The sequence below is a fragment of the Thermodesulfobium acidiphilum genome (genome assembly GCF_003057965.1).
Taxonomy (GTDB): domain Bacteria; phylum Thermodesulfobiota; class Thermodesulfobiia; order Thermodesulfobiales; family Thermodesulfobiaceae; genus Thermodesulfobium; species Thermodesulfobium acidiphilum.
In genome coordinates, this window is record NZ_CP020921.1 from 256,591 (window position 1) to 280,870 (window position 24,280).

The window sequence follows — 24,280 nt, forward strand, 5'->3', positions numbered from 1 at the left end:
TTTAAGATATTTTTAAAAGATTATTTTGGTGATTATTGAGGATAGTGGATAAAATTATTGTTATTTGTTGAATATTTAAAAAAGTTTTTAAATTATTTGAAACATTTTTGGTCAGGGCTCAAACTTTACAAAAAGATGAGCCTTGTTTTTATTGTCTTGTCTCTAATTATAATTTCTTTGAACGTTATCTTTATGATCTATGAACAATCTAGAGATTATAGAGATTTTATGAACGTTAATTTCCAAAGCGCTTTAGAAATTGAGTCAAACTATATAAACTCAAAAATTTCAAACGATATACTCTTTCCAATTATTAGCTTAAGTTCAAATTTAGGTAGAACTAACCTTAAAGTTGGGCATGAAGGCTTGCTAAAAGAATTTTTGCTAAGAAATCAAGCTTTTAACTCTGTATTAGTTGCTGATACAAATGGAAATATAATTAATGGTTTTGATAGAGAAAAAGGAGCAATTGTAGATCACGAAAACATTTCCCAAAGGTCATACTTTAAAAGTGCTTTAGAAAATAAGTCATTTGCTATGTTTGGGCCTATTCAACTTGATTCAAAGAATATGATTGTAGCACTTTACCCTATATTTACTCGCGAAAATAACATTAATGGTTTTATAATTACATCAATATCTCTAAAGTGGTTTGACTATTTATCTGATGAGATTAATAAGGGGATAAATGCCCCCTTTAAATTTTTTATTGTATCAGGGAAGATGAATTCAATAAGTTTGAGCCATCCAATAAAATTTAATTTTCCAATAGAAAATTTTTTTGACAAAAAATTTTTTAAAACTTATATTGATGGTTCACAATTTACAATGTTTTCAAAAAATATTAATTACACGCCATTTTTTATTATTGGCGGGTATCCTGATTATGAGATAAATTTTAAAATTGGAAGGCTTATCTTAGGTTCATTGTTTCCCATGTTTGCCCTGCTTATTCTGGCAGGATATTTTGGTTTGGTTTTAGGCAAATATTTATCTCGTCCTTTAGAAAATTTAGCTGATGAAGCTGAAAGAATTTCTAAGAATCCAATTTCTGGAGAGGCTTTTACGATCTTTGAGGGCAAGGATGAAATTGCAAGGCTTTCCTTTTCGCTTCAAGTGATGCTTGATGAATTTTACGCTGCTCAGCAACAGCTAAAGGCTGCTGAGGAAGAGAGTAAGTTTGTTGCACAAAACAACTCTGTTTTAATGAAGATAGCATCTTATATAAATAGTTTTGATTCAAAAGAAAGGATAATAGAAAAATCTTTGCAACAAATTAAAGATATAACTAATGCCAGAGTTATTATGCTTTATTTGCTGGATTCTTGTGGGCAAAGTTTAGTAATTGATAGCTTGGTAGGCGAAATTAGTGATGATCTTTATTTAAAACTTAATAAACTTGAAATATTAAACTTTTGGGTTGGTCAGGTATTTTTAGACAAAAAGGTTTCTGTAGTTTTTGATTTGAGGACTAATCCTATTCTGAAATATTCTAATGAGATATTAGAAAACGATTTTTACTCGATTATATGTTCTCCGTTAAATTCTAAAGAAATGCCTATTGGTGCAATTTTATTATTTTTTGACAAACCATATGTATTTCAGTCTGATCAAAGAGAATTCCTGATAAGGGTCTCGGATATGCTTTCTCTGTATCTTTCTAGAATTGAAAGGGAAGAAATCTTAGAAGACTCTACTGAAATGAACTTTTACTTTAGAGATATTTCAATAAAGCTTTCTGGTATGGAAAATATTGACGATACTATTAATCTTGCTATTAACTTTTTGGTTGATAATTTAAGCTTTGTTTCAGATGCAAGGTGTGTCTATTTTAATGAGGAGACTAGTTATAGTGATATTTCTGAAACGTGTGTTTATTCTGTACCATTTAGTGATTTTAAGATTCTCCCGGTAAGAAAAGCAAATTGCCCAAATTTGCCCAGTGACGCTATAAGGATTGCTATTTTGCCGCTGAGATTGTACAACAAACCTTATGCCAATATCATTGTTTATATAAAAGCTTTTGACATGAGGGTAGTTCACTCTGAATTCTTTATGAACCTAAACGATATTTTGAATCAAAAAATTGGCATTACTTATTCTATCCAACACTCAAAGGAACTTTATAAGGAGGCTCTCGAAAGTATTGCTCAGGCTTTAGATGCAAGGGACCCCTTTTCCGCAAAACATTCTAAAAGAGTTAGTACCTTTTCAGTAAGGTTCGGGAAATATTTGAAACTCGATAAAAAAGATATAGATGTTCTTGGGTTTGGTGCACTACTTCACGATATAGGTAAAGTAGGGATTCCAGATACTGTGCTCAAGAAGCCTGGGAAATTAACCCAAACAGAGTATATTTTAATGCAGTCTCATCCAATTGTCGGATATAATATATTAAAGTCTATAAAAGAAGAACTTATGCCAGGACTTTTGGAAATTATTCTATATCACCATGAAAGATATGATGGCAAAGGTTATCCTTATGGCTTAAGTAAAGACGAAATACCGTTTCTTGCAAGGTTAGTTTCTATTGCTGATTCTTTTGAGGCTATGATTTCTGACAGACCATATAGAAAAGGAATGACAAAGTTGGATGCTCTTGCAGAAATAAGCAGGTGTTCTGGTACACAGTTCGATCCTTATCTTGCTCAGATGTTTGTCAGGGTGATTTCACAAACGGCCGATGAAGATTAAATTCAAATTTTAAGGAGGATAAGGTGGTAGCGTTGTTTTTTAGATTGTTGAAAAAAAATGCTTTTCTATTATCGGTGTTCTTGTTGTTTTTATGCTTGGCGCCTCTTCCAGTAAATGCATATGCTTTTCAAGTAGTTGATCAGGGGATATCCAAGATGGCTCCAAACAATCAGGATCCAGATAGTTTTGAAAAATTAACTGTTTTCCCGCAAGACTGGCCTATTTTATATTATTGGGTAAAGTATGTGGATGCATCCCCCAATGATAAGTTGGTAGCAAGATTTCAATATATAGATCAGGAGCCCACTACCTTTTCTGAGATCTCAGAGGTTGTAGAAAAACCCGACGAATTATGGATTACACACGTAGCCCTCAATCCAGGTAAAAGTTGGCCTGTAGGAAAGTATAAAGTTGTACTTTTATTGAACGGCAAAGAAGTATCAACGCTTGAATTTGAGGTGAAATAGTTGGTTGGAATAACTGCCTTTCCCTTTTCAGGAAAAACTACAGTTATTAATCTTTTGCTAAAAAGAAGCAGTTTTCAAAAATCAGATAACGAGGGAAGGATATCTGTTCCTGATGAGAGACTTGAAACTTTGGCCAGGATTTTTGAACCGCTTAAAAAAACTCCAGCATTTATCCCCATAAAAGAGCTAAGTGCTTTTGACTTGAGAAAAAGGATAGAGCCTTCGCTAATAAACGAGATGAAAAATGCTGAAGTTATATCATTTGTGGCCAGGTCTTTTGATATTTCGTTGTATCCATATATATATCCAGAAATTGATCCGAAGCGCGACATAAGAAAATTTTTGGATGAACTTATAATTGAAGACATTGCTGTAGTAGAGAAAAGGATAAAAACATCTTCAAAAGGTATTAAAAAAAATAGTCAGGAAGAAAAAGAAATAGAAATTTTAAAGAAAGCCCTTCCAATATTGGAAGAAGGAAGGTTGTTTAGAGAGGTAGAACTTTCAAGCGATGAAATAAAACATTTAAAACATTATTCGTTTTTGACCCTTAAGCCGTTTCTTTTGCTACTTAATATTGGCGAATCTGATCTTGTCAATACCGGAAAAATTGAAGAAGAATTTACCAGGTTTCTTGGGAGAAGCGCTAAAGTTCTTGCACTTTCAGCAAAGTTGGAAGAAGAGTTATCAATGCTTGAACCTGAAGAGGCAAAAGAAATGCTCTTAAGTTTTGGTCTAAAGAGTTTTGGCCTGGAAAGATTTATTCAAGCGTGTTACGACTTGTTGGGATATATGACATTTTTTACAGTTGGTAAGGACGAAGTTAGGGCCTGGCAGGTAAGAAAAGGTGCAAGCGCTTTAGAGGCTGCAGCAAGGATCCACTCAGATATTGCAAGAGGATTTATTCGTGCAGAAGTTATTTCATATGAGGATTTTATTAGTTGTGGAGCAATGAATGAGGCGAAAAAAAGAGGGCTCCTAAGGTTAGAGGGTAAGGAGTATTTGGTGAAGGATGGCGACATCCTCCATGTTAGATTTAATATCTAACCAGGATTGATAAAGATCGTGTATCTTGACTATAAGAGAAAATTTTATGTTGAAAACCTACACGGCGATCTGAAACCTACTTTTGTTGATGTTGAAGAGTCAAAAATCCTGATCCTTTCTAGGGATATAGTGCTAGAAGCAAAGGACATTGTATGTAGTCTCAGAAAGGATATTGTTGAACACATTGAAAGGGAGCGTTTTTTTAAAAACTCTCTAATTCCGTTGCAGAATATTTTAGGAGAGCCATATATTGTAAGTATTATGAAAAATTATTCAAAAATTATGAACGTTGGGCCTATGGCATGCGTGGCGGGTGCTATAGCTCAAATTCTTGGTGAAAAACTTTTTAAGGGAGAAGATTTAATAATAGAAAATGGTGGGGACATTTTTATCTATAAAAAAGGTTTAATAAATATAAAAGTTTATACAAACGATGAGGTCTTTAAGGACAAAATTGTTATAAGTGTTGAAGGGGGGGAAGATTTTAAACCTTTGGGGGTTGCTACGTCATCTGCAACTATCGGTCCCTCTCTTTCTTTTGGCAAAACTTGTGCTACCGTAGTAGTGAGCAACAACTGTGCCCTGTCCGATGCTGCTGCTACAAGAATAGCAAACGATATTAAAACTTCTCAAGATCTTAAGAGAGTTTTGGACAAGTACAAAAAGATGATATATGATTGTAATATACCAATTCTGGGTGTTGTTTGTGTAATTGATTCAAGTATGGCCCTATTTGGGAAGATAAAGGTTGATTTCGTATAAATGTGTCATTGTTTTTGCTGTTTTCTCTATATTGATAACTGTGTTATAATATGTTTTGCTTTTGGGAGAGGTGCTGGAGTGGTCGAACAGGCTCGCCTGGAAAGCGTGTAGATGGCAAAAAACCGTCTCGAGGGTTCGAATCCCTCCCTCTCCGCCATTTTTTATCCCTGCCCTTAAAAAAGGGCAAAACCCATAGGGAGGTGTATTGTTGGCAAATTCAAAGCTTTATGAACTGGTAATTTTGTTTAATCCCAATGCAGAAGAGGAAAAGATTGATGCGTTGATGAAACGTATTCACGATCTGATCTCAAAAAGTTCTGGAGAACTCTTGAAAAGCGATAATTGGGGGAAAAAAAGATTGGCTTACACCATCGATGACTTGCGTGAAGCCATTTATATCTATGATGAGTTCAGGCTTCCAACGTCTGTGGTGGCTGAGGTTGACAGAATTTTGAAGATTAGCGAGATTGTTATCCGTCACATGATTGTTAAGAAACCAGACGTCCTTCAAAAAGCTGCTTTAAATGCTGAAAAGGAGGATAATCAGTCAAAAGAGGGAGAGACTGATTCTAATGAGCAGGTTCAATAAGGTTATTTTGGTAGGTAGACTGGTTAAGGATCCGGAGCTTAGATACACAGCTGAGGGTGTTCCAGTGGCAAGTTTGACTATTGCTGTTAATAGAATTAACAGGAAAAACTCTACCGATCAAACAAATGCAGATTTTTTTAATATTGTTGCCTGGCGCGCTACAGCAGAGTTTGCTAGTAACTTTATGAGGAAAGGGATTCTCTTTCTTGTAGAGGGCAGATTGCAAAATAGAAGTTATGAAACAAAAGAGGGTTCAAAAAGAACGGTAACTGAAATTGTAGCAGACAGCATACAGCTTTTGAGTCCAAAACAAGAAAGCGCTCAGAAATCTGAGACAGGAGAAGATGTTGCAGAGTTAGATGACTTTATTTTTGATGATGATTTTTCGAAAGGAGATTCTCCATTCTAATGTTTAAACTGTTGGTTTATTCTAAAATCTCTTAAAGAATGCAAGATAGTTATTTTTTAAATTTTAAGGAGGGTTTTGGTTGGCTTTACAAAATACAAGAAAAAGGGTTAGACGAAAGGCTTGTTCTTTTTGTGCTGAGAAGGTGAAATATATTGATTATAAAGATGTTAATCGTTTAAAGAAATATTTAAGCGACAGAGGCAAGATTTTGCCAAAAAGGGCTACAGGAGTTTGTGCTAAGCACCAAAGGCAGCTTACAACTGCGATTAAGAGGGCAAGAATGATAGCTCTTTTACCATTTACTGTTGATTAGAAAATAATTATGGGTAGTTAGCTATGAGTTTTTAGTACTTGATTGCCAGGATCTAAAACCGTTTGCTAACTACTCACTTGTTTAAGGAGGTTATTTGCTTAAAAAAAACTTTGATGCCATTGAGGTTTTCTTAGCTTCAGCCTTGGTGGTTTTTTTTGTTTTGTTTGGTGTTTACGTTCCAACTTTTGGTTTTTTGGGGCTTCTTTTAATGGCTGTTCCTATATGTATAGTTACTTATAGGAGAGGTATTTTTTATGGCGTTTTAACTCTTCTTTTGTCAGGTATTATCCTTGCTATTCTTTTGCCATATATCATTTCTGTAATATTTTGTACAATTAACTTTTCTCTTGGCATTGTTATGGGACTAATTTTAAGGAAAGAAAAGCCAATAAACGTACTACTTGGGACAACTGCAGCACTGTCTGGATTATTTGCTTTAGGTGTAGCATTCTTTATTCTAACTGGTCCAAAGGATCTTCTAAGCAATCTTTATGCAGCTTTTGAATCGTATATGATATCTTATTATCAAGGTTCTTCAGGGGTTGCGACTGAAGAAGTAAAGCAATTTGTAAAGTATATTGAAATCTATCTTCCTTCTTTAGTAATACTTTTATTCTTCATCTGGTCAGTATTTCAATACAGGATTGTTTCGTATGTCTTAAGATACCTATACAAGGTTGAAGTTCCACAGTTTGGCGATTTTAAAGAGGTTCGAATTCCGTACGAATTAAGTTTTCTTTTTTTAGCTTCATTGATAGCTAGTTTTTTGCCTATTTCAAATGAAATTAAGAATGCTTTTTTAAACGTTGAGCTAATACTTACTTTTATATATATGTTTGCTGGCGCATCTGTGCTTTTCTTTATTCTGTCTAAAAAATTATTTTTTAAGAATGACACCATAACTAAAATTATAAATTTGATTGTAGTACTACTTTTTGTAATAGTGCCGTTTTTAAGCTTTTTTTTGGTTTTTTTGGGGGTGTTTGATTCTGTATTTAATATTAGAAAGTACTTTAAACTTTAGATTTGGACAGATTTTTTAAAATTTTGTTAGGAAGGAGTGATATATATGGATAAGATTAAGGTTCTTTTAATTCAGGATATAAAATCCCTTGGCAAGGCAGGGGATATAGTTGAGGTATCTCAAGGGTATGCAAGAAACTATTTATTTTTGAAAAATCTTGCGAAAGAAGCTACAAAACCAATTATCGAAGAGTATGAGAAAAGAAAAATAGCTAACAAAAAGAAAGAGGACAAAAAATTGGCAGAAGCCAAAAATATATCACAAAAGCTTTCCTCAACAAATATAGTAATAAAAGCGAGGATGGGAGAAAATAATAAATTTTATGGAGCAATAACTTCCAAAGATATATCAAACAAACTAAAGGAAATGGGATTTGATTTCGATCCAAAACAAATAACCTTTGAAGGGGCGAAGGTTCCTGGTGAGTATGAGGCAAAGATAAGAGTTTATCCAGGAGTATTTTCTGTCATAAAGTTAACAGTCGAAGGCGTTTTAGATTTATAATTCTTTAATTTTAAAAACAAGCGATCGGGTTAAATATGACTGATTTTGATTATGTTAAAAAACAAATTTCTATTACCGACGTTATCGGACACTACGTTCATCTAAAACAAAGAGGCAACAGTTTAGTTGGACTTTGTCCTTTTCACAATGAGAAAACTCCATCCTTTTATGTTAGCCCAGAAAAAGGGCTTTTTTACTGTTTTGGGTGTAAAGTTGGCGGAGACGTTTTTACTTTTCTAATGAAATTGGAAAACCTTACCTTTGTTGAAGCATTTAAGAAAGCAGCTTCAATTTGTGGGGTTGAAGTCTCATCCGAATTTGAAAATTCTTCAAAGGATCAGGTTTTAAGGGTTTTAAAAGAGGCAGGCGCATTTTTTACAGAAAATTTGTGGAAAGAATCAGGAAAAGATGCTTTAGAATATATGCGTTCAAGAGGCTTTTCTGATGATTTTTTAAAAGAATATGAAGTTGGCTTTGTTCCAGAAGACGCAAGTGAATTAGTTGAAAGGCTAAAAAGACTTTCCTTTTCTGAGGATATAATTTATAAATCTGCAATCTTTTTAAACTTTAAAGAAGGCATTTTAAGGCTTTCTGGAAGAGTTTCATTTCCTATAAAAAATGTAGAGAATGAAATAGTTGCATTTGGCGCAAGACTTATTAAAAACGAACCTGATTCTCCAAAATACTTAAATTATCCTGATACGCTTGTTTTTAGGAAAAAGAATGCACTTTTCTTAATTGATAAAGCATTTGAACACATAAAGAGTTTAAGGAAAGTTATTCTTGTAGAAGGCTATTTAGATGCCTTGATGATGCACCAGAAAGGCTTTAAAAATACAGTTGCATCTTTAGGCACAACCCTTAATCCATCTAGTTTCAAGAGAATTGATAAACTTGTAGATAGATTGATAATTATGTACGATTCTGATGATGCTGGGAAAATTGCTACCAACAGACTCTTAAATATGACAGATCAGTTTACCTGTAATCTGTCTGTTGCAAGTCTGCCAGAAGGGCTTGATCCCCACGACGTTTTAACAAAATATGGCAAAGGTGCAATGGAAAGAATAGTGCAAAATTATATTAGCGGAGTTGATTTTAGAATTAATCTTATATTTTCTAATCCTTCTAACACAATAGAATCAAAAAGACAAAAGTATAGATTAGCCATTAGGGAACTGCAAAATCTTGGAGCAGAAGAGATTGAAGAATTTGTAAAAAAAGTTAGTGAAAAGTTGCACGTTCCTGAATCAAGAATTTTGTCTGACTCAGAGAGAATGTCTAGAAAAAAGATATCAGGAGAAAAGATTTTTTATAATTTGGTTAACTATTTTGATAGACATATTTTGAGAACTATTATTGAGAGGCCTGATTTTTATTTTTTGCTTAAGTCTTTTGATTATTCTATGCTCTTTAACGATGAAGAGTATTTACAAGCTGCAGAAGAGATTTTTAATATGGATAGCTTTGATATTGACGATAATATTCTTGACCTGTCAGATAAAACGAAGGCAAAAATAAGTCAGATTATACTTGAAGATGTGCCAATTATTCCAGATGATCAATGGGAGGAGATATTACAACTGGCGTGGACAAGAAAAAATATGTTTCTGTTGAAAGAGAACCTGTCCAAAGATAAGGATGCTATGATTGAATTTTTAGAGTTAGCAAAAAAAGAAAAGGAGCTGTCTTCAAAAATTGCAAGAATTAACGGTTGATATCTTAAATACGTTAAGATTAGTTTTATGCTAAAGTTTGAAGGTGAAACCTTTAAAGTGTTAATTAAGGATGAAAAGGAGATGATTAAGTTTGGTTCTAAGGTTGGATCTTGCCTTGAGAAAGGAGATGTCTTGCTTTTGGAAGGAAAGCTTGGTTCTGGCAAGACTACCTTTGTGCGAGGGATAATAAAAGATGCCTTTAGTCCAAGTTTTACTCTCTTAAACAAGTATAACTTTAAAGATACTCAAATTTATCATTTTGATTTTTACAGGTTAGAAAAACCTGATTATGACCTTTTTATAGAACTTGAAGAGGTTGAAGATGCAGTGGTGATCGTTGAATGGCCAAAATTTGACATACCAATATTCGAAAAGTCTACTATTTTAAAGTTTATTATATTTGAGGATCATAGAGAAGTTATAATCTGTGGTGAAAAGGCACGTGAATTTTACCAAAGCTATTCTAAAAAGTAATTTTAATGAATATTATGTTTAGAAAAAATAAATTCTTTATAGCGCACATTAACGACGAAACCTATTTCTTAATAGATAATGGAAAAGGTATTAAAGATTTTAGTTTCAAAGGACAATTATCAGATCAACTCCATCTAAAATTTAAACAATTTTTGGATTTATATGAGGTTAGTCTAGATGATATTAATTCAATTTATGTTTCAAGAGGACCTGGATCCTTTACTGCATTGAGAACGATTATACTATTTGCTAAAACTTTATGTTTATGCCTTGGAGCACAACTCTTTTCGTCAAATATTTTTGAAATTTTTTTATATGGTTCAGATTCTTTAAAAGGAGTTCAAAACATGGTTCTTTTTTCTAAAAAAAACAATTATTACCTGGCGAAAGTTATCCCAAATAAAGGCCTTTGTGGATACAACTTGGTTGAAGAGAGAGAATTGAACAATCTAAGTGGATTTATCATAGGAGATAAACCCTTCAAAAATTTTAAGAGCATTTCTTTCAAAGATATAAAAATAAATTTCAGTATTTTTAGAGAAGAAGATGTATATTACTTTGAGCCTGAATATGGAATTGATCTCAATGTTAAGATTTATCATCGATAGAAGTTAGTCTCTTTATGGAAATAAAAAACGCGAACTCTTTTAAAATAGGTCCTTCAAAGTTTGATATTATTCCTGCGACGCTCTCTCATTGTGAAAGCTTAATGGAATTTGGCAAAGATCTTCCCTCATTTTATTCAAATATAGAGTTTTTAAAAAAGGATTTATCCGATCCTTTAAAGTGTTTTTTTATAGCAATTTATAAAGATCTGGTAGTTGGTTTCATTTCATTTTTCAAGCTATACGACGAGATTCATCTTGCTTATATATATGTAAAAAAGGATTTTAGAAATATGGGTCTGGGAACTAGGCTTTTTAAATTCGCTTATGAAAAGTTCTTCCTTAAGGGAAAAGAAATATGGCTTGAGGTAGAAACTTCGAATACAACTGCATGTCTTTTTTATACAAAATTAGGTTTTAGGATAGTGTATAGGAGGAAGAATTATTATGGAGAAAACAAAGATGCATGGATAATGAAGAGGGAAGCTTAAGAATTAGCTAGATAGTAGTGAAAGTAGGGAAATAGCAAAGCCAAATGAATCAGCTGGACTGGATGGCCTAATTACTATTTCTTCCTTTGTAGCTTTAACAAAAAAGCCACTCTTCTTAATTTTTTCAATATATTCATTATTATTTGGAGCTATTTTGATGCTGTCTTTTAGAATATTTAATTCCTTTATTCCAATTTTTGTGGCCTTTAATTTTATTAATGTCAGCAAGAAGAGATTCGATAGCTCTTTTGGCATTTTACCAAACCTGTCTTCAATTTCTTCCTGTAACGAAAAAAGTTCTTCTTCACTTTCAACTTTTTGAAGTCTTTTGTAAAGATCAATCCTTAATCCCTCTTCATTTATATAATTTTTGTCTATATAGAGTTCAATTTCAGCTTTTATTTTAGTAAATTCCTTAACGGTTCCTCTTATTCTTGCAAGCTCTTCTGCGATCATCTCTGTGAACAGTTCAACTCCAATATTTTCCATATGTCCGTGTTGTTCTGTCCCCAGAACATTTCCAGTCCCTCTAATTTCCATGTCTTTCAGACTTATATTAAAGCCGCTAACAAGTGAAGAATTCCTTTGGATGGTTTCCAGCCTTCTTTTTGCATCTTCTGTAATTCTTTTATCTGAACTATATAAAAAATACGCATAACCCTGTTTGAAGCTCCTGCCTACCCTGCCTCTTAGTTGATAGAGTTCAGAAAGTCCAAATAAATCTGCATTGTTTATAATTATAGTATTTACCTCAGGAATATCTAAACCAGATTCTAATATCGCTGTTGAAATGAGAAGGTCTATTTCTTTGTTTAAAAATCTCTCTAGTGTGGTTGATATTTCTTGAGGACTTTTTTGGCCGTGTAATATTGCGCAGCTAACATTTCCTACTATATTTTCTATTTTTTCTTTTAAATTGTTTAAATTAGAAATTCTTGCATCGACGACAAAAATTTGACCCCCTCTGTCAAGTTCTCTTAGTATGGCTTCTCTGACAATTACGTCTTTAAAAACTGAAACTATTGAACGAATTGGCATTCTATTTTTTGGTGGAGTAAAGATGGTTGATATGTCCCTTAGTCCGCTTAATGCCATATTCAGAGTTCGAGGTATAGGCGTTGCAGACAAAGACAAAACGTCTAGTTCTGTTCTAATCTTCTTAAACTGTTCTTTTTGCATGACTCCAAACTTTTGTTCTTCATCTATGATTAATAAACCTAAATTTTTAAATTTTATATTTTTTGATAATAACGAGTGTGTTCCAATAATGATGTCTATTTTATTTTCTTTCAGATCTTTTAGGATTTTGTTTTTATTTCCTGATTTTGAAATTCTTGACAAAACTTCCACTCTTACCCCTAGGGGATCAAATCTATTTTTGAAAGTTCTATAGTGCTGATCGGCTAACAATGTGGTAGGGGCAAGTAACGCAACCTGTCTTGATGCTAGTACTGCTCTATATGCTGCTCTTATTGCTATTTCTGTTTTTCCAAAGCCAGCATCAGCTACTATCAATCTATCCATTGGATATGGTTTTGACATATCTAGAAAAACATCCTCAATAGCCCTTTCTTGGTCTGGAGTTTCATCGTAACCAAAGCTCTCTTTTAGTTCTAGTTCTTCCATAGTAGGGTCTTTGGTGTTTGAATATATAGGTCTTTGAACATTTCGTCTTGAGGCTTCTATAAAAACTATTTCATGAGCTATTTTTTCGGCAAAATCTTTAGCTCTTTTTTTCTTTGAAGTCCAATCGTTTGACCTTAAACTAGAAAGTTCTGCATCATCTGGGCCAATATATTTTGATAATCTGGTAAATTCTTCAACAGGAATGTATAAGATGTCATCATCCTTGTATAGAATTTGTGCATATTCTCTTTGGACTTTGGTAAAATTCATGAGCTTTAGTCCGATAAATCTACCTATTCCATGATCTCTGTGTACTACCAGATCGTTGTATTGGAGTTCCTGGAGGCTAGATATACTTTTGCGTCTTGTTGTTTTTTCCTTTGTCTGTATTGTAGAAAACTCTTGTGACGTAAAGATTATTAAGTTTTCTCTGATGCTGTATTTTTTTGCCAATTTTTTGTCTATACCCAATATCTCAATGCCTGCTGGATACCTTTTCTCTGAGAATATTAATTGAGGGTTTTCAAGGTCCTTTAGGCAGTTAGGTATATGATTCATAGATACTTCAACTGTATAATTGGCATTTAAATACCAGTTAAGAGTGTTTTTTATATTTTCAGTACCCCCTCTTGGTAAAGGAGGTGCTGCTCTAACTTCCTTAACAAGAGGTTTTATTAACTCTGGATTAAAATCAACTATATCTTTAGAGCGTTCTTTTGTATTAAAATCTTCTGCAAATAAATTTTCAGGATCCCTAAATAAATTGTAGATAAAGGATGGAATTTTGACATATATTTTGTTTTCAATTTGAAAGCTTCTTAGTTTTTTAATTTCCTGCAAAAGCCTGGTTATTTCTGATTGAACTTGATCTTTGTCGACAAAGAAGACCATATTAAAGTCATCTAATATAGATTTTAGATCGTTTTTAAAATACAGATAATTCTCAATGCCGTAAAAGTTAGTGTCATTTTCTATGTTTGTTATTTCTTCAGAAATAATATTTCTTTCTTCTTTTGATAGGGCATTGAAAAACCTTCTGATTTTTTCCTTTTCATCTGGTGAAAATTTTAGCGTTTCTATAACAATTAAATCAAAACTTTCAATTTCTCTTAGAGTTCTTTGATCTTCCGGGTTAAAATATTTTATTGCGTTAATAGTGTTGTCGCTGAAGATTAATCTGACTGGATTTTCTGAGTAGAATGGGAAAACGTCTAAAAGCATTCCTCTTACCGCAAATTCTCCGGGCAATTCACAAAGACTCTTTCTTGTATAATTTTTACTTAGTAAATCTATCAATTTTTCTCTATCAATTTCTACGTTTTTTTTCAAAAAAAGACTTTGAAAATTTTTTTCTTTGGGAGAGAGTACTGCCTTTGTAGAACTTATCAGCACAGAATATTTCTTTTGAGCAATTATTCTTTGGGAAATTATTCTAAAGGACGGGGAGAGTCTTTCTCCAAAGAGGATGTCCCAGGCTGGATACAACGAAAAATTAATCTCTTCTTCTGAATTAGTATTCGAATTCCTTTTGAGCAAATTGTAAGCGTCTTGAGAGATTTTCTCATTTTTATATACAAAAAGAGCTTTTTTGTTTTTTTGTGAAAAATAGTATGCGAGGAACAAGGACGTTTCAAATTGTACGTTGATTATATTACTTTTATAATTTGTGATACATTTTTCAAGAACCTTGTTAAATAATTCATCCAAAAATTTCAATTAAACTTTCCTCTTTCTAATTTTCTTTTCTTAGTGATCTTTAAGGAGAAACCTTAACTTTCCCACATTTCATAAGAGCTTCGTTTTCTCCTTTTTCAAGAAATATCTCAAGGCACGTAGCAACACTTTCAAATATTTTGGGAAGACATGAAAGCTCAGTATTGTCAAAATTTGAAAGGACCCAGTCTCTTGCTTTTACTCCCTCTTTTCTTCCTATACCAATTTTTATCCTTGGAATCAATTGAGTTCCAAGTTCTTCTATAATTGATTGCATTCCCTTGTGTCCTGCTGAACTACCCTTTGACCTAAATCTGATTGTTTTAAACTCTAAATCTAGATCATCATATATGACTATTATATTTTTGTGATCAATTTTATAAAAATCCGATACTTTTCTTACTGCAATTCCAGATCTATTCATATACGTATCGGGTTTGAGAAATATCAAATTATTGATTTTTTCTTCAAATTTTGAAAAATTAAAACCAAGATTTTCAAATAAGAAATCTAAAAATAGAAAACCAACGTTGTGTCTGGTTAAAGTATATTCTTTCCCTATGTTTCCAAGACCTACTATTAAATATAGCTCTTGTTTTGATGACAACCTGGTTAAGTTCATAATCTAACTCCAAAATTTAGAGATATCAGGATATAGATAATGTAAAAAATAAAGTTTAGAAACAATAATTTTGGATTTATGGCCCCATTTTTAATAAGAAAATATAAGTATAATGAGGAAAGAATTGTTACTGAACACAAAGCGATAGCCTTTTCATCCAACTGCCATGAACTTAAGATTAGACCTGCCATTATAGGAAAAGAAGATTGGAATACCATTGCGCCTGTAATGTTTGATATGGCAAGATGATCTTTTCCTTTAATCACCCAGGAAATTGAGTTAAACTTTTCTGGTAGTTCGGTAGCTATGGGTGAGAATATTGCGGAAACAATAAAAGGATTTAACCCAATAATATTCGATACAGATTCAATGCTGTTTACAAAAAAGTAAGATGATAATAAAATACCACACAGGCCAATTCCTAGTTGTAAAAATACCATTAGGTTGCCAGGGTCTTTTGATGTAGAAATTAAAAGAAGGTGCAGGTCTTCTTCTTCAAATCCCTCGTCTCTTTTAAAAACTGTATATAGATAAAATAAGTAAGAAATTAGAAAAAAAATTGCAAAAAAATACTTTAATTTGATTGAAAAAATTGATATTAACAGCGCTAGAGAGAAGTTAAATATAAAAAATTTTATGTCTAAAAGAATTGCCTCTTTTTTAAAATTGAGATTTTTATTGCCTTTTCTAAAAAGAGCAGGCAGCGCTAGGAGAGAAAAGGTTAGAGTTGATAGCATGAGCGGCGCACCTAAGATTGCTCCTATACCAATTCCTTCTCTAGAAGCAAGGGTAGGTAAGGTTAAAAGGGCTATTATCGGTATAATTGTTTCGGGAAGGGCAGTTGAAACAGCACTAAACACGCTTCCAACTACAGAATGCCCAAAATTTAAATTTTTTCCGAGCCACTCTACAGCATTCGTAAAGAGTTCACAAAATGCCAATATAGCAAGCAAAGATAAAATTAAAGTCAAAAGTTCCATCATCAAAGTTTAGAGCTTTTTTATACCTTCCTGATCATTGCTACCTCATCGCAATCAGGAAACTTTGGGCACTTTACACATTCAGACCATATCTTTTGGGGGAGATGCGACTTATCTAATATTTCGAACCCTAATGATTTAAAAAAAACTACCTGATACGTCAAAGCAAATACCTTTTTTAGCTTAAGTTGCCTTGCTTCTTCGATCAAAAAATTTACTATTTCTTTCCCTAATCCCCTTTTCTGATAATCACTGTTTACACACAAGCTTCTTATCTCTGCGATGTCTTCCCAAAAAATATGAAGTGCACCGCACCCGCAGATTTTATCATCGATTTCTAACACACAAAAGTCTCTTATAGATTCATAAATATCTGAAAGAGGCCTTATGAGCATTAGATTCTGTTTCGCAAAGCTTTCTATTAATGCCTTTATTACTTTTGCATCGTCGATTCTGGCTTTTCTAATAATAATTTTTGTCCTCCTAAAATTAATTATTTTTTGTAATCAGAGCAATTGCTACCGAACAATCCTTTTCGTGTGATATAGAAACCATTATCTCTAAACTAGATAAGTCTAAATCTTTTGAATATATCTTTACAGTTACTCCTTCATCTTTTTTGCCAATTATTTCTATCTGTTTCATCTTTAATTTTATAAAACAGTGTTGATAAATGGCTTTTATACAAGCTTCTTTTGCTGCAAACCTTGCAGAAAGACATTCTATATAAGATTTCTTGCTTAGACAATATTCTATCTCACTTTTTGTATATATTTTTTCCAGAAATTTAGACTTGTATTTATTAATTGCTCTTTCTATTCGTTTGTTGTTAACTATATCAATCCCTATCATTTTTCTCCTTTGTATTCCTTATTTTTTTAGGATCAAGAAGCTCCCTTTCATTAAGATTTATGTAAGGAAATAGCTTTTCGGTAATTTGAGGTACATAAATGATAGCTTCTTTTTTTGTATTTTTGAAAAAGTTTCTAAGTTTATTAATTGTTTCACAGTTCTTGTCGTCAGAATCTAACATTTGTAAAAATTTTGAATTCTTTAAAAGAAAATCTTTGAACTCAACTTGCTCATTACTTTTTTTCCAGAGCGTTCTTAATTCTTTTATTTCTAAGCCAGGTAGATTCTTTTCAATATATGCAATAGCAAATTCTATAACAAAAAAGCTTGAACTATCAAGCGGGCACAACATAGAATATAGTAAAAGATAATCCTCAAGAGCATTTAAAAACAGATGTGAAATTTTGTAATTCATAATTTATATTATTATAGATTATAAGAATTAATTGTTGTTATTTTTTTTATTTTTTCGTATAATCAAATATATTTTAATTTGGGTTGTCTTTGTTTATAATTTAAGTTAAAATTGTCGTCTTATATCTAAATTCGGAGGTGAATGTTATAAGTAAAGAATATGCCGTTAATGAGGAGATCCAGATCTATCCAAGCGTTAGACTGATAGATGTGGATGGACAGCAGCTAGGCGTTCAGTCTACAGAAGAAGCTCTTAGACTGGCAAGGGCAAAGGGTAGCGATCTGGTCCTAATTGCTCCTCATGGAAGCCCCCCAGTAGCAAGAATAATGGATTATGGGAAATTTAGGTTTGAGCAATCAAAAAAAGAAAAATCTCAAAGAAAACATCAGAGACAGACTGTTGTTAAAGAAGTTCGCTTAAGGCCTGCTATAGGCGAAAACGATCTTCTTACTAAGGCAAAAGCTGCACAAGACTTCATTAACGAGGGCAATAAGGTTAAGTTGAGCGTTATCTTTAGAGGACGTGAAATGATCCACATGAATCAGGGTATAGATCTTGTCAACAGATTTTTCGCTTTACTTAAAAATGCTGTTATGGAAAAACTTCCTGAGGTCGAAAGCGAGAAACACCTTGTAGCAATAATCGGCCCTGCTAAAATAAAGCAGAAAACAGAAAAAAAGGAGGGTTGAAGGATGCCTAAAATGAAAACTTGTAGAGCAGCAGCAAAGAGGTTTAGAGTGACGGGTTCTGGTAAAATAATAAGAAGACAGCAGAATAGGAGTCACCTCCTTTTTCATAAGAGCCCAAAGAGGAAGAGAAGACTTGCAAAGACGTTAGTAGTTTCGAGCTCCGATTTGCCAAGATTGATGTCTCAACTTCCATATCATAGTGTAAATTAGGTTTTTAATTATAGGAGGAAAAGTATGCGCGTTAAAGGTGGCTTTGTGACACGTAGACGTCACAAGAAAGTTTTGAAAATGACTAGAGGTTTTAGGGGTTCTTTACATAGATTATATAGAACCGCTAATCAGCACTTGTTGCATGCCCTAAAATATGCTTTTGTAGACAGAAGAAGAAAAAAGAGAGAGTTCAGGAGTTTGTGGATCGTAAGGATCAACGCAGCCGTTAGAGAATATGGTCTTTCGTATAGTAAATTTATGAATGCATTAAAAAAATCAGGACTTGATATGGACAGAAAGGTGCTGGCTCAAATGGCGCTGTCTTATCCTGAACAATTTAAGAAGGTAGTTATGAAAGTTAAGGAAATGTAAGTTTGTGAACGTAGACTTCGCATCACGGTCTAAGATAAAAGAATTGCTCAGAATGAAAAAGTCTGGGCAATTTATTTTTTTTGAAGGAATTCATGCGCTTGAAGAAGCTCTTTTGGCAAATTATGTTCCTGAATATATTCTTATAAAGGACACCGATACTCTGGAGAAAAAATTTTTTAAAGTTAAAATTTTAGAAACATTTCTTGAAAAGTTAAGATTTCTTGTAGTTAAAGAAGATGTGATTAAAAGGCTTTCGAGCGAGAGCTCCCCAACAGGAATTATTAGTGTAGGGAATTTACCTCAAGAGAAGATTTTTGGTCCTGCTCCATGGATTTATCTTGATAAAATTCAGGATCCTGGTAATCTTGGAACCATATTAAGAGGATCTCTTGCATTTGAGTGCGGGGGCATATTTTTATCTGAAGACTCGTGCAATATTTATAACCCAAAGGTTATAAGATCTTCTGCGGGGGCATTTTTTAAGGTTCCGTTTAAAAAGAAAAATTTTAGCGATATTGTTAGAGATATGGATACAAGTTTGAAGGTATTTTCTTTTTCTCCGAGAGCAGAGAAACCATTTTTTTCGTACAGTTACGATGGTAGCTGCCTGCTTGTCTTTGGCAATGAGGGCAAAGGAATTAGCAGTGAGATTGAGAAGCTGTCTTACAAAACAGTTTATATACCTACTCAAAACGTAGAATCCCTGAATGTGGCTATGTGTGTGAATATTGTTCTTTCATTTTTGTACTTTAAAAAAATAAATGCTTTAATTCTTGGTGAAAAGCTCTAAATTAAAAATTTGTATAACTCGATGGAGGGGAGTATGAAGAGGATAAAGTGGTACGTTTATCTTATTTTTATTTTGCTTGTGTGCCTTGTTGTTTCAAATGTCTACTGGATATTTAATACAAAATCTATTAAAGAAAATCTTGATAAAAATTGTCAAAGTAACCTTGAAAGCGTTAGAGAAGAATTACAAAATAAGTTTTTTACCGATAGCAAAGATTTTTTGATTGATATTGCAATACCATTAACCTATTTTGTTAGAGATAGTCTTCAGTCGAATAGAACTTATCAAGTTGGGGAATGCTTCAACCAAATTGTAAAGAATAAAGGCTTTAAAGAAATTAGCTTTGTAAGTGGCGATAAAATCCAGATATCAACTAATAAAAAATATGAAGATTCTGTCTTTTCGAAACTTTATCCAGAGCAGTTTGCGAGTTTTCAGAAAATAACAGTTGTAAGCGATCAAGGAAAGATTTTTGTAGTATCTCCTGTTATGAACGTTAATGAAAAAATTGGATTCATAATAATTTCTTATGTTTTATCTCAATAAGTACTAATAGATATGTGATAAAATATTTAAAGCTTTTTATTTTTGCCTAATAAATAAGGAGGGAGAAATTTTGCTAATTTTTTTTAAGGGGGTTTGAAAAGTGAAAGCCACATCTATTTTTGGGATTGTCCTACTTTTAATTGTTGCAGTCTTAGCTTTGATCTCTGTTTTAAGCGTACCAAGTGCAATATTGCTTTTGATTTTCGGATTTGCTGTTTGGACTATTGGTTATCGTTATTATAGTGCCTTTATTGCTGCAAAGGTAATGTGTTTGGACGCAGGTGCTGAAACTCCTGCATGCAGAGTTAACGATGGAAGAGATTTCGTTCCTACTAACAAGTATGTCTTGTTTGGCCATCAATTTGCTGCCATATCGGGTGCCGGACCACTTATTGGTCCTGTATTGGCAGCTCAATTTGGTTTTATGCCAGGACTACTCTGGCTTGTCATTGGATCAGCTCTTGCTGGCGCGGTACATGACTTTGTAGTATTAGTAGCATCTACAAGAAGGGGTGCGTGTTCTCTTGCTGATATCGCAAGACAGGAAATTTCTTCTCCTACAGGAAAGATTTTGTCTTTAGCTACCTTTCTAATTCTTGTTCTTGCAATGGCTGGCCTTTCTATAGCGGTGGTAAACGCTTTAAAGAGCTCTTCTTGGGGTGTGATTACTGTAGGCCTAACTATTCCAATTGCTTTTATAATGGCCTTCTGGATGTATGTCTTTCGACCGGGCAAAGTTTTGGAGGCTAGCCTCATAGGTGTGGTTCTTTTGTTTGTCGTTACCTGGGTTGGTGGTTTAGTTCCGCCACAATCAGAGCTTGGGAGGATGCTAACCCTTAATGAGAATACTGTAAAAATTATTTTGCCTACTTATGCCTTTATAGCATCTGTCCTGCCTGTTTGGATGCTCCTTCTTCCTAGAGACTATCTATCTTCATATATGAAGATAGGTGTAGCGGTTGCAATTGCAATATGCGTTTTTATAGTTCACCCAAATCTTCAAATGCCAGCTTTTACTAAATTTGATGCAGGCGGCGGCCCGATTATTCCTGGCCCGCTTTTCCCATATTTGTTTATAACAATTGCCTGCGGTGCCATATCTGGTTTTCACGCTCTGGTAGGTTCTGGCACTACTCCAAAGATGTTAAGTTGTGAAACTGATGCAAGGTTTATAGGTTATGGGGCAATGCTAATGGAAAGTTTTGTAGGAGTTCTTGCTCTGATTGCAGCTTGTGTTCTTCCTCAGGGTGATTATTTTGCGATCAATACGCCACCCGCAGTCTTCGAAAAATTGGGTATGGTAGCTAATCAGGTGCCTGTGCTCTCTGCTATGGTTCACGAAAATCTTGCAGGAAGACCCGGTGGTGCAGTTTCTCTTGCTGCTGGCGTAGCTTATATAACTGAACAAGTGCCTTTTCTTTCTGGTATGATGGCATATTGGTATCACTTTATAATAATGTTTGAGGCAATGTTTATTTTGTCTGCTATTGATGCCGGAACAAGAGTCGGTAGGTATCTTTTACAGGAATTTTTCGGGTATTTTGTTCCTCAATTTAGGGATATGCACTGGAATTTTGGTATAATATCAACAGGTTTTTTGGTTTCCTTTTTCTGGGGTTATCTTTTATACTCTGGCAGTGTTTCCACTATATGGCCAATTTTCGGCGCTACCAATCAGCTTCTTGCAACCTTTGCTCTCATAATATCTACTACCGAGATATTAAGAAGAACTGGCAAATTTTCTTATGCAATGGTTACCCTTTTGCCAGGTGCATTTATGACTGTTATAACATTTTTGGCCTGCTGGCTTAACTTTAGCAACATATATTTGCCTCTTGCAATGAAGGGAAACTTTGCCATGGGAATAAATGCGTTTCTTTCACTTTTACTATTGGCCATGGGAATATGGCTGATTTTAGATTCTGTAAGAATCTGGTCAAATATTTTATCCGGCAGGAAGGCAAAGAGCACAGTATAAGAGTATTAATTTAATTTTTTCTATAAATTATTAAGAAATAGGGGCATAAATTAATGTGCTCCTATTTTTTTGTTATATAATAACATAAATTTATTTTTAGGAGGAAATCTTGACAAAGATTGTCGTTACTGGCGCGGCAGGGTTTATTGGTTCACATATTGTAGATTATTGGATAGAAAAAGGACATAAAGTATTATCAATTGACGATTTGTCAAGTGGCAATGTTGATAACCTTAACCCAAAGAGTTTATTTTTCAAGGGGAATATATGTTCTGAAAGAACTTTTAAAAAGATTTTGGAATTTTCTCCTGATGTGATTTGTCATCAGGCAGCTCAGATATCAGTGCCTTACTCGGTAACTCATCCTTACATTGATGCAAAAATAAATATACTTGGTACTATAAGAATGCTTGAGTGCGCTTCGAAATTAAAGGCAAAATTTTTGTTCGCATCAACTGGAGGGGCAATATATGGTGAAATAAAGGATATGGCAAATGAGGATACACAGCCTTCTATTACATCTTTTTATGCCCTGTCAAAATTAACTTCAGAAAATTATATAAAGCTTATGTCTCAAAGATCTGGATTTAAATATGTTATTTTGAGGTACTCTAACGTGTATGGTCCTCGTCAGGTTCCTCACGGGGAAGCAGGGGTTGTATCTATATTTCTTGAAAACTTGATTAACAAGAGAAAATCTACTATAAATATTTTTCCAGAAGATACCGAAGGGATGATTAGAGATTATGTCTTTGTAAAGGATGTGGTAATTGCAAATGACCTTGCCCTTGAGCTGGATGAGTGTGGAACTTTTAACATATCGACTGGCATACCCACCAAGACAAAAAAAATTTTTTCTTTAATTTTGGATTCTTTGAAAAAATACGGAATAGAAATACCTGTAAACATTTCTGTGCCAGATTATGCTAATGCCAGGCCAGGAGATCTTAGGAGAAGTTTGCTAGATTTTACTAAGGCAAAAAAAGTTCTTAAGTGGGAGCCAACAGTAGATCTAAGAGAGGGAATAGATCTTACTGTACAATGGTTTCTTAAAAGAAGAGGCCAGGTAAAAACCTGACCTCAAAATAAATAAATCTAGACTGCTAAATTGGACTTTTTGTTGAGAATCTTTTGGACATCATTGTAGATGTACATAAGTTCTTTGTCGAAAAGTGGTCTCTTTAACTGGATAGACATATTTCTTACGTTTTCGAGTATCAATTTTGTTTCTTCTTTGCTGAGTTCTATACCAAATTGATTAAATTTGCTCCTTATGGCGGCACTCCCGGAGTGCTTGCCTATTATAATTTGTCTGACGAGACCAACCTCATCAGGTGAAAATGCTTCGTAAGTTGTTGGATTTTTTAGCACTCCATCGGCGTGTATACCAGATTCATGGGCAAAAATGTTAGCTCCAACAATCGTTTTCCATATTGGGATTTGTCTTGATGATGCGTTAGCTACATACTCGCATATTTCTATAAATTTCTTTGTTTTGAACCCCAGATCTATGTTGTGTATTATTTTAAGGGCCATTACAACTTCTTCCAATGCAGCATTGCCTGCTCTTTCTCCCAGTCCATTCACGGTTACTCCTACATACCTTGCACCGCCTCTTACTCCTGCCAGAGCGTTGGCGGTAGCCATTCCGAAGTCATTATGTGTGTGCATCTCTATATCAATTCCTACGCTATCGCGGATTGTTTTGATTTTTGAGAAGGTTTCAAATGGGTCAAGTATTCCTAATGTATCGCAAAACCTCAGCCTATCAGCACCAGACTCCTTTGCCTTTTCAGCGAATTTGATAAGGAAATCCATTTCTGATCTTGACGCGTCCTCTGCATTTGCAGAAACATAAAGCCCCTTTGATTTCGCAAATTCTACGGCTTTAGACATAGAATCTAAAACGTCTTCCCTTGAAGACTTTAATTTGTGTTTGATATGTATGTCTGATGTAGATATAGAAATGGCTACAGCATCTACTCCGCAATCGATTGAATTTTTTATATCTTCAATAACGGCTCTATTCCATGCCATTATTGAGGCCTTTAGCCCCAGATTGACTATAGATTTTATAGCTTCTTTTTCTGCGCCGCCCATAGCGGGTATTCCAACTTCTATTTGGTTAACACCTATTTCGTCCAACATCTTTGCAATATGAATCTTTTCTTGATTAGCAAAGACGACTCCTGCTGTTTGTTCTCCGTCTCTGAGAGTGGTGTCCACGATAAAAATTTTATCAACAAAATCTTTAAGAGATAGATACAAATCAGTCACCTCCACACTTTTTCATATAAAATTTTAATTTAAACAAAGTTTTTTGTAAAATTTTATGAATTGTCAGACAATTTTACACTCAGTTTCTCCATTCAAGTTTTTTGATTAGTCCT

At 33.7% G+C, this 24,280-nt stretch carries 27 protein-coding genes and 1 tRNA gene; 21 read left to right on the forward strand and 7 right to left on the reverse strand.

The features are described from left to right. Window positions 1–96: 96 nt before the first annotated feature. The 14 genes from TDSAC_RS01255 (at window position 97) to TDSAC_RS01320 (ending at window position 11,097) form a co-directional block, all read left to right on the forward strand. On the forward strand, window positions 97–2,694 hold the full coding sequence (locus TDSAC_RS01255; RefSeq protein WP_150130268.1) for an HD domain-containing phosphohydrolase: 2,598 nt from the start codon (window positions 97–99) through the stop codon (window positions 2,692–2,694). 23 nt (window positions 2,695–2,717) lie between these two features. Then, a complete protein-coding gene (locus TDSAC_RS01260; protein ID WP_108308210.1) occupies window positions 2,718–3,161 on the forward strand; it encodes a hypothetical protein in 444 nt (147 codons plus the stop codon). Further along, window positions 3,162–4,208, forward strand: coding sequence for a DUF933 domain-containing protein (locus TDSAC_RS01265; protein WP_108308214.1), 1,047 nt, complete (start codon window positions 3,162–3,164; stop codon window positions 4,206–4,208). A gap of 18 nt (window positions 4,209–4,226) precedes the next feature. Further along, entirely contained in the window at window positions 4,227–4,970 is a 744-nt protein-coding gene (locus tag TDSAC_RS01270) for a UPF0280 family protein (protein ID WP_108308216.1), read from the forward strand. 64 nt (window positions 4,971–5,034) lie between these two features. Continuing rightward, window positions 5,035–5,127 (forward strand) — tRNA-Ser (locus TDSAC_RS01275). A gap of 51 nt (window positions 5,128–5,178) precedes the next feature. After that, window positions 5,179–5,559, forward strand: coding sequence for a 30S ribosomal protein S6 (rpsF, locus tag TDSAC_RS01280; protein WP_199919835.1), 381 nt, complete (start codon window positions 5,179–5,181; stop codon window positions 5,557–5,559). Beyond that, window positions 5,543–5,968, forward strand: coding sequence for a single-stranded DNA-binding protein (locus tag TDSAC_RS01285; RefSeq protein ID WP_108308221.1), 426 nt, complete (start codon window positions 5,543–5,545; stop codon window positions 5,966–5,968). Before rpsF ends, TDSAC_RS01285 begins: the two co-directional genes overlap by 17 nt. 79 nt (window positions 5,969–6,047) lie before the next feature. Then, window positions 6,048–6,281, forward strand: a complete 234-nt coding sequence (rpsR, locus tag TDSAC_RS01290) for a 30S ribosomal protein S18 (RefSeq protein WP_108308224.1) — start codon at window positions 6,048–6,050, stop codon at window positions 6,279–6,281. A 94-nt stretch (window positions 6,282–6,375) separates the two neighbouring features. After that, a complete protein-coding gene (locus tag TDSAC_RS01295; RefSeq protein ID WP_108308227.1) occupies window positions 6,376–7,305 on the forward strand; it encodes a DUF2232 domain-containing protein in 930 nt (309 codons plus the stop codon). Window positions 7,306–7,350: 45 nt separating this feature from the next. Further along, window positions 7,351–7,809, forward strand: a complete 459-nt coding sequence (gene rplI / locus TDSAC_RS01300) for a 50S ribosomal protein L9 (protein WP_108308229.1) — start codon at window positions 7,351–7,353, stop codon at window positions 7,807–7,809. 35 nt (window positions 7,810–7,844) lie between these two features. Beyond that, entirely contained in the window at window positions 7,845–9,527 is a 1,683-nt protein-coding gene (dnaG, locus tag TDSAC_RS01305) for a DNA primase (protein WP_108308231.1), read from the forward strand. A gap of 27 nt (window positions 9,528–9,554) precedes the next feature. After that, the gene (tsaE, locus tag TDSAC_RS01310; protein WP_108308234.1) at window positions 9,555–10,001 is read left to right on the forward strand and encodes a tRNA (adenosine(37)-N6)-threonylcarbamoyltransferase complex ATPase subunit type 1 TsaE; all 447 of its coding nucleotides are present in this window, start codon (window positions 9,555–9,557) and stop codon (window positions 9,999–10,001) included. A 5-nt stretch (window positions 10,002–10,006) separates the two neighbouring features. Continuing rightward, window positions 10,007–10,609 (forward strand): hypothetical protein, encoded by a 603-nt coding sequence (locus TDSAC_RS01315; protein ID WP_108308237.1) that lies wholly within the window; start codon window positions 10,007–10,009, stop codon window positions 10,607–10,609. 14 nt (window positions 10,610–10,623) lie between these two features. Then, window positions 10,624–11,097, forward strand: a complete 474-nt coding sequence (locus tag TDSAC_RS01320) for a GNAT family N-acetyltransferase (RefSeq protein ID WP_108308240.1) — start codon at window positions 10,624–10,626, stop codon at window positions 11,095–11,097. 3 nt (window positions 11,098–11,100) lie between these two features. Here TDSAC_RS01320 and mfd read toward each other — a convergent pair whose 3' ends face one another. From mfd to TDSAC_RS01350, 6 genes are read right to left on the reverse strand one after another with little or no spacing between them, the layout of a single operon-like run. Continuing rightward, window positions 11,101–14,439 (reverse strand): transcription-repair coupling factor, encoded by a 3,339-nt coding sequence (gene mfd / locus TDSAC_RS01325; RefSeq protein ID WP_108308242.1) that lies wholly within the window; start codon window positions 14,437–14,439, stop codon window positions 11,101–11,103. Window positions 14,440–14,479: 40 nt separating this feature from the next. Further along, window positions 14,480–15,058, reverse strand: coding sequence for an aminoacyl-tRNA hydrolase (pth, locus tag TDSAC_RS01330; RefSeq protein ID WP_108308245.1), 579 nt, complete (start codon window positions 15,056–15,058; stop codon window positions 14,480–14,482). Beyond that, window positions 15,055–16,029, reverse strand: coding sequence for a sodium:calcium antiporter (locus tag TDSAC_RS01335; protein ID WP_199919836.1), 975 nt, complete (start codon window positions 16,027–16,029; stop codon window positions 15,055–15,057). Before TDSAC_RS01335 ends, pth begins: the two co-directional genes overlap by 4 nt. 29 nt (window positions 16,030–16,058) lie before the next feature. Continuing rightward, the gene (locus TDSAC_RS01340) at window positions 16,059–16,535 is read right to left on the reverse strand and encodes an N-acetyltransferase (protein WP_321165952.1); all 477 of its coding nucleotides are present in this window, start codon (window positions 16,533–16,535) and stop codon (window positions 16,059–16,061) included. Beyond that, on the reverse strand, window positions 16,528–16,890 hold the full coding sequence (gene acpS, locus TDSAC_RS01345; RefSeq protein ID WP_108308252.1) for a holo-ACP synthase: 363 nt from the start codon (window positions 16,888–16,890) through the stop codon (window positions 16,528–16,530). Before acpS ends, TDSAC_RS01340 begins: the two co-directional genes overlap by 8 nt. After that, the gene (locus tag TDSAC_RS01350) at window positions 16,877–17,305 is read right to left on the reverse strand and encodes a hypothetical protein (RefSeq protein ID WP_150130271.1); all 429 of its coding nucleotides are present in this window, start codon (window positions 17,303–17,305) and stop codon (window positions 16,877–16,879) included. The genes acpS and TDSAC_RS01350 overlap by 14 nt, the downstream gene beginning before the upstream one ends. A 137-nt stretch (window positions 17,306–17,442) precedes the next feature. Here TDSAC_RS01350 and infC point away from each other — a divergent pair, with 137 nt between their 5' ends. The 7 genes from infC to TDSAC_RS01385 all read left to right on the forward strand — a co-directional run bounded on the left by infC (window position 17,443) and on the right by TDSAC_RS01385 (window position 22,968). Further along, window positions 17,443–17,994 carry a translation initiation factor IF-3 gene (infC, locus tag TDSAC_RS01355; protein WP_108308257.1) on the forward strand — a complete coding sequence of 184 codons (552 nt, stop codon included), beginning with the start codon at window positions 17,443–17,445 and terminating at the stop codon, window positions 17,992–17,994. A gap of 3 nt (window positions 17,995–17,997) precedes the next feature. Further along, entirely contained in the window at window positions 17,998–18,204 is a 207-nt protein-coding gene (gene rpmI, locus TDSAC_RS01360; protein ID WP_013755661.1) for a 50S ribosomal protein L35, read from the forward strand. Between the two features lie 24 nt (window positions 18,205–18,228). Continuing rightward, window positions 18,229–18,576, forward strand: coding sequence for a 50S ribosomal protein L20 (gene rplT, locus TDSAC_RS01365; protein WP_108308259.1), 348 nt, complete (start codon window positions 18,229–18,231; stop codon window positions 18,574–18,576). Window positions 18,577–18,580: 4 nt separating this feature from the next. Beyond that, complete coding sequence (locus tag TDSAC_RS01370; RefSeq protein WP_108308262.1) at window positions 18,581–19,366, forward strand: TrmH family RNA methyltransferase; 786 nt, start codon at window positions 18,581–18,583, stop codon at window positions 19,364–19,366. Between the two features lie 33 nt (window positions 19,367–19,399). Beyond that, on the forward strand, window positions 19,400–19,912 hold the full coding sequence (locus tag TDSAC_RS01375) for a hypothetical protein (RefSeq protein ID WP_108308265.1): 513 nt from the start codon (window positions 19,400–19,402) through the stop codon (window positions 19,910–19,912). A gap of 100 nt (window positions 19,913–20,012) precedes the next feature. After that, window positions 20,013–21,890: a carbon starvation CstA family protein gene (locus tag TDSAC_RS01380; protein ID WP_108308267.1), complete on the forward strand. Its 1,878-nt coding sequence runs from the start codon at window positions 20,013–20,015 to the stop codon at window positions 21,888–21,890. 109 nt (window positions 21,891–21,999) lie between these two features. Continuing rightward, window positions 22,000–22,968 (forward strand): GDP-mannose 4,6-dehydratase, encoded by a 969-nt coding sequence (locus TDSAC_RS01385; protein ID WP_199919837.1) that lies wholly within the window; start codon window positions 22,000–22,002, stop codon window positions 22,966–22,968. Between the two features lie 17 nt (window positions 22,969–22,985). Here TDSAC_RS01385 and nifV read toward each other — a convergent pair whose 3' ends face one another. Then, window positions 22,986–24,158: a homocitrate synthase gene (gene nifV, locus TDSAC_RS01390; protein WP_108308272.1), complete on the reverse strand. Its 1,173-nt coding sequence runs from the start codon at window positions 24,156–24,158 to the stop codon at window positions 22,986–22,988. Between the last annotated feature and the right edge of the window lie 122 nt (window positions 24,159–24,280).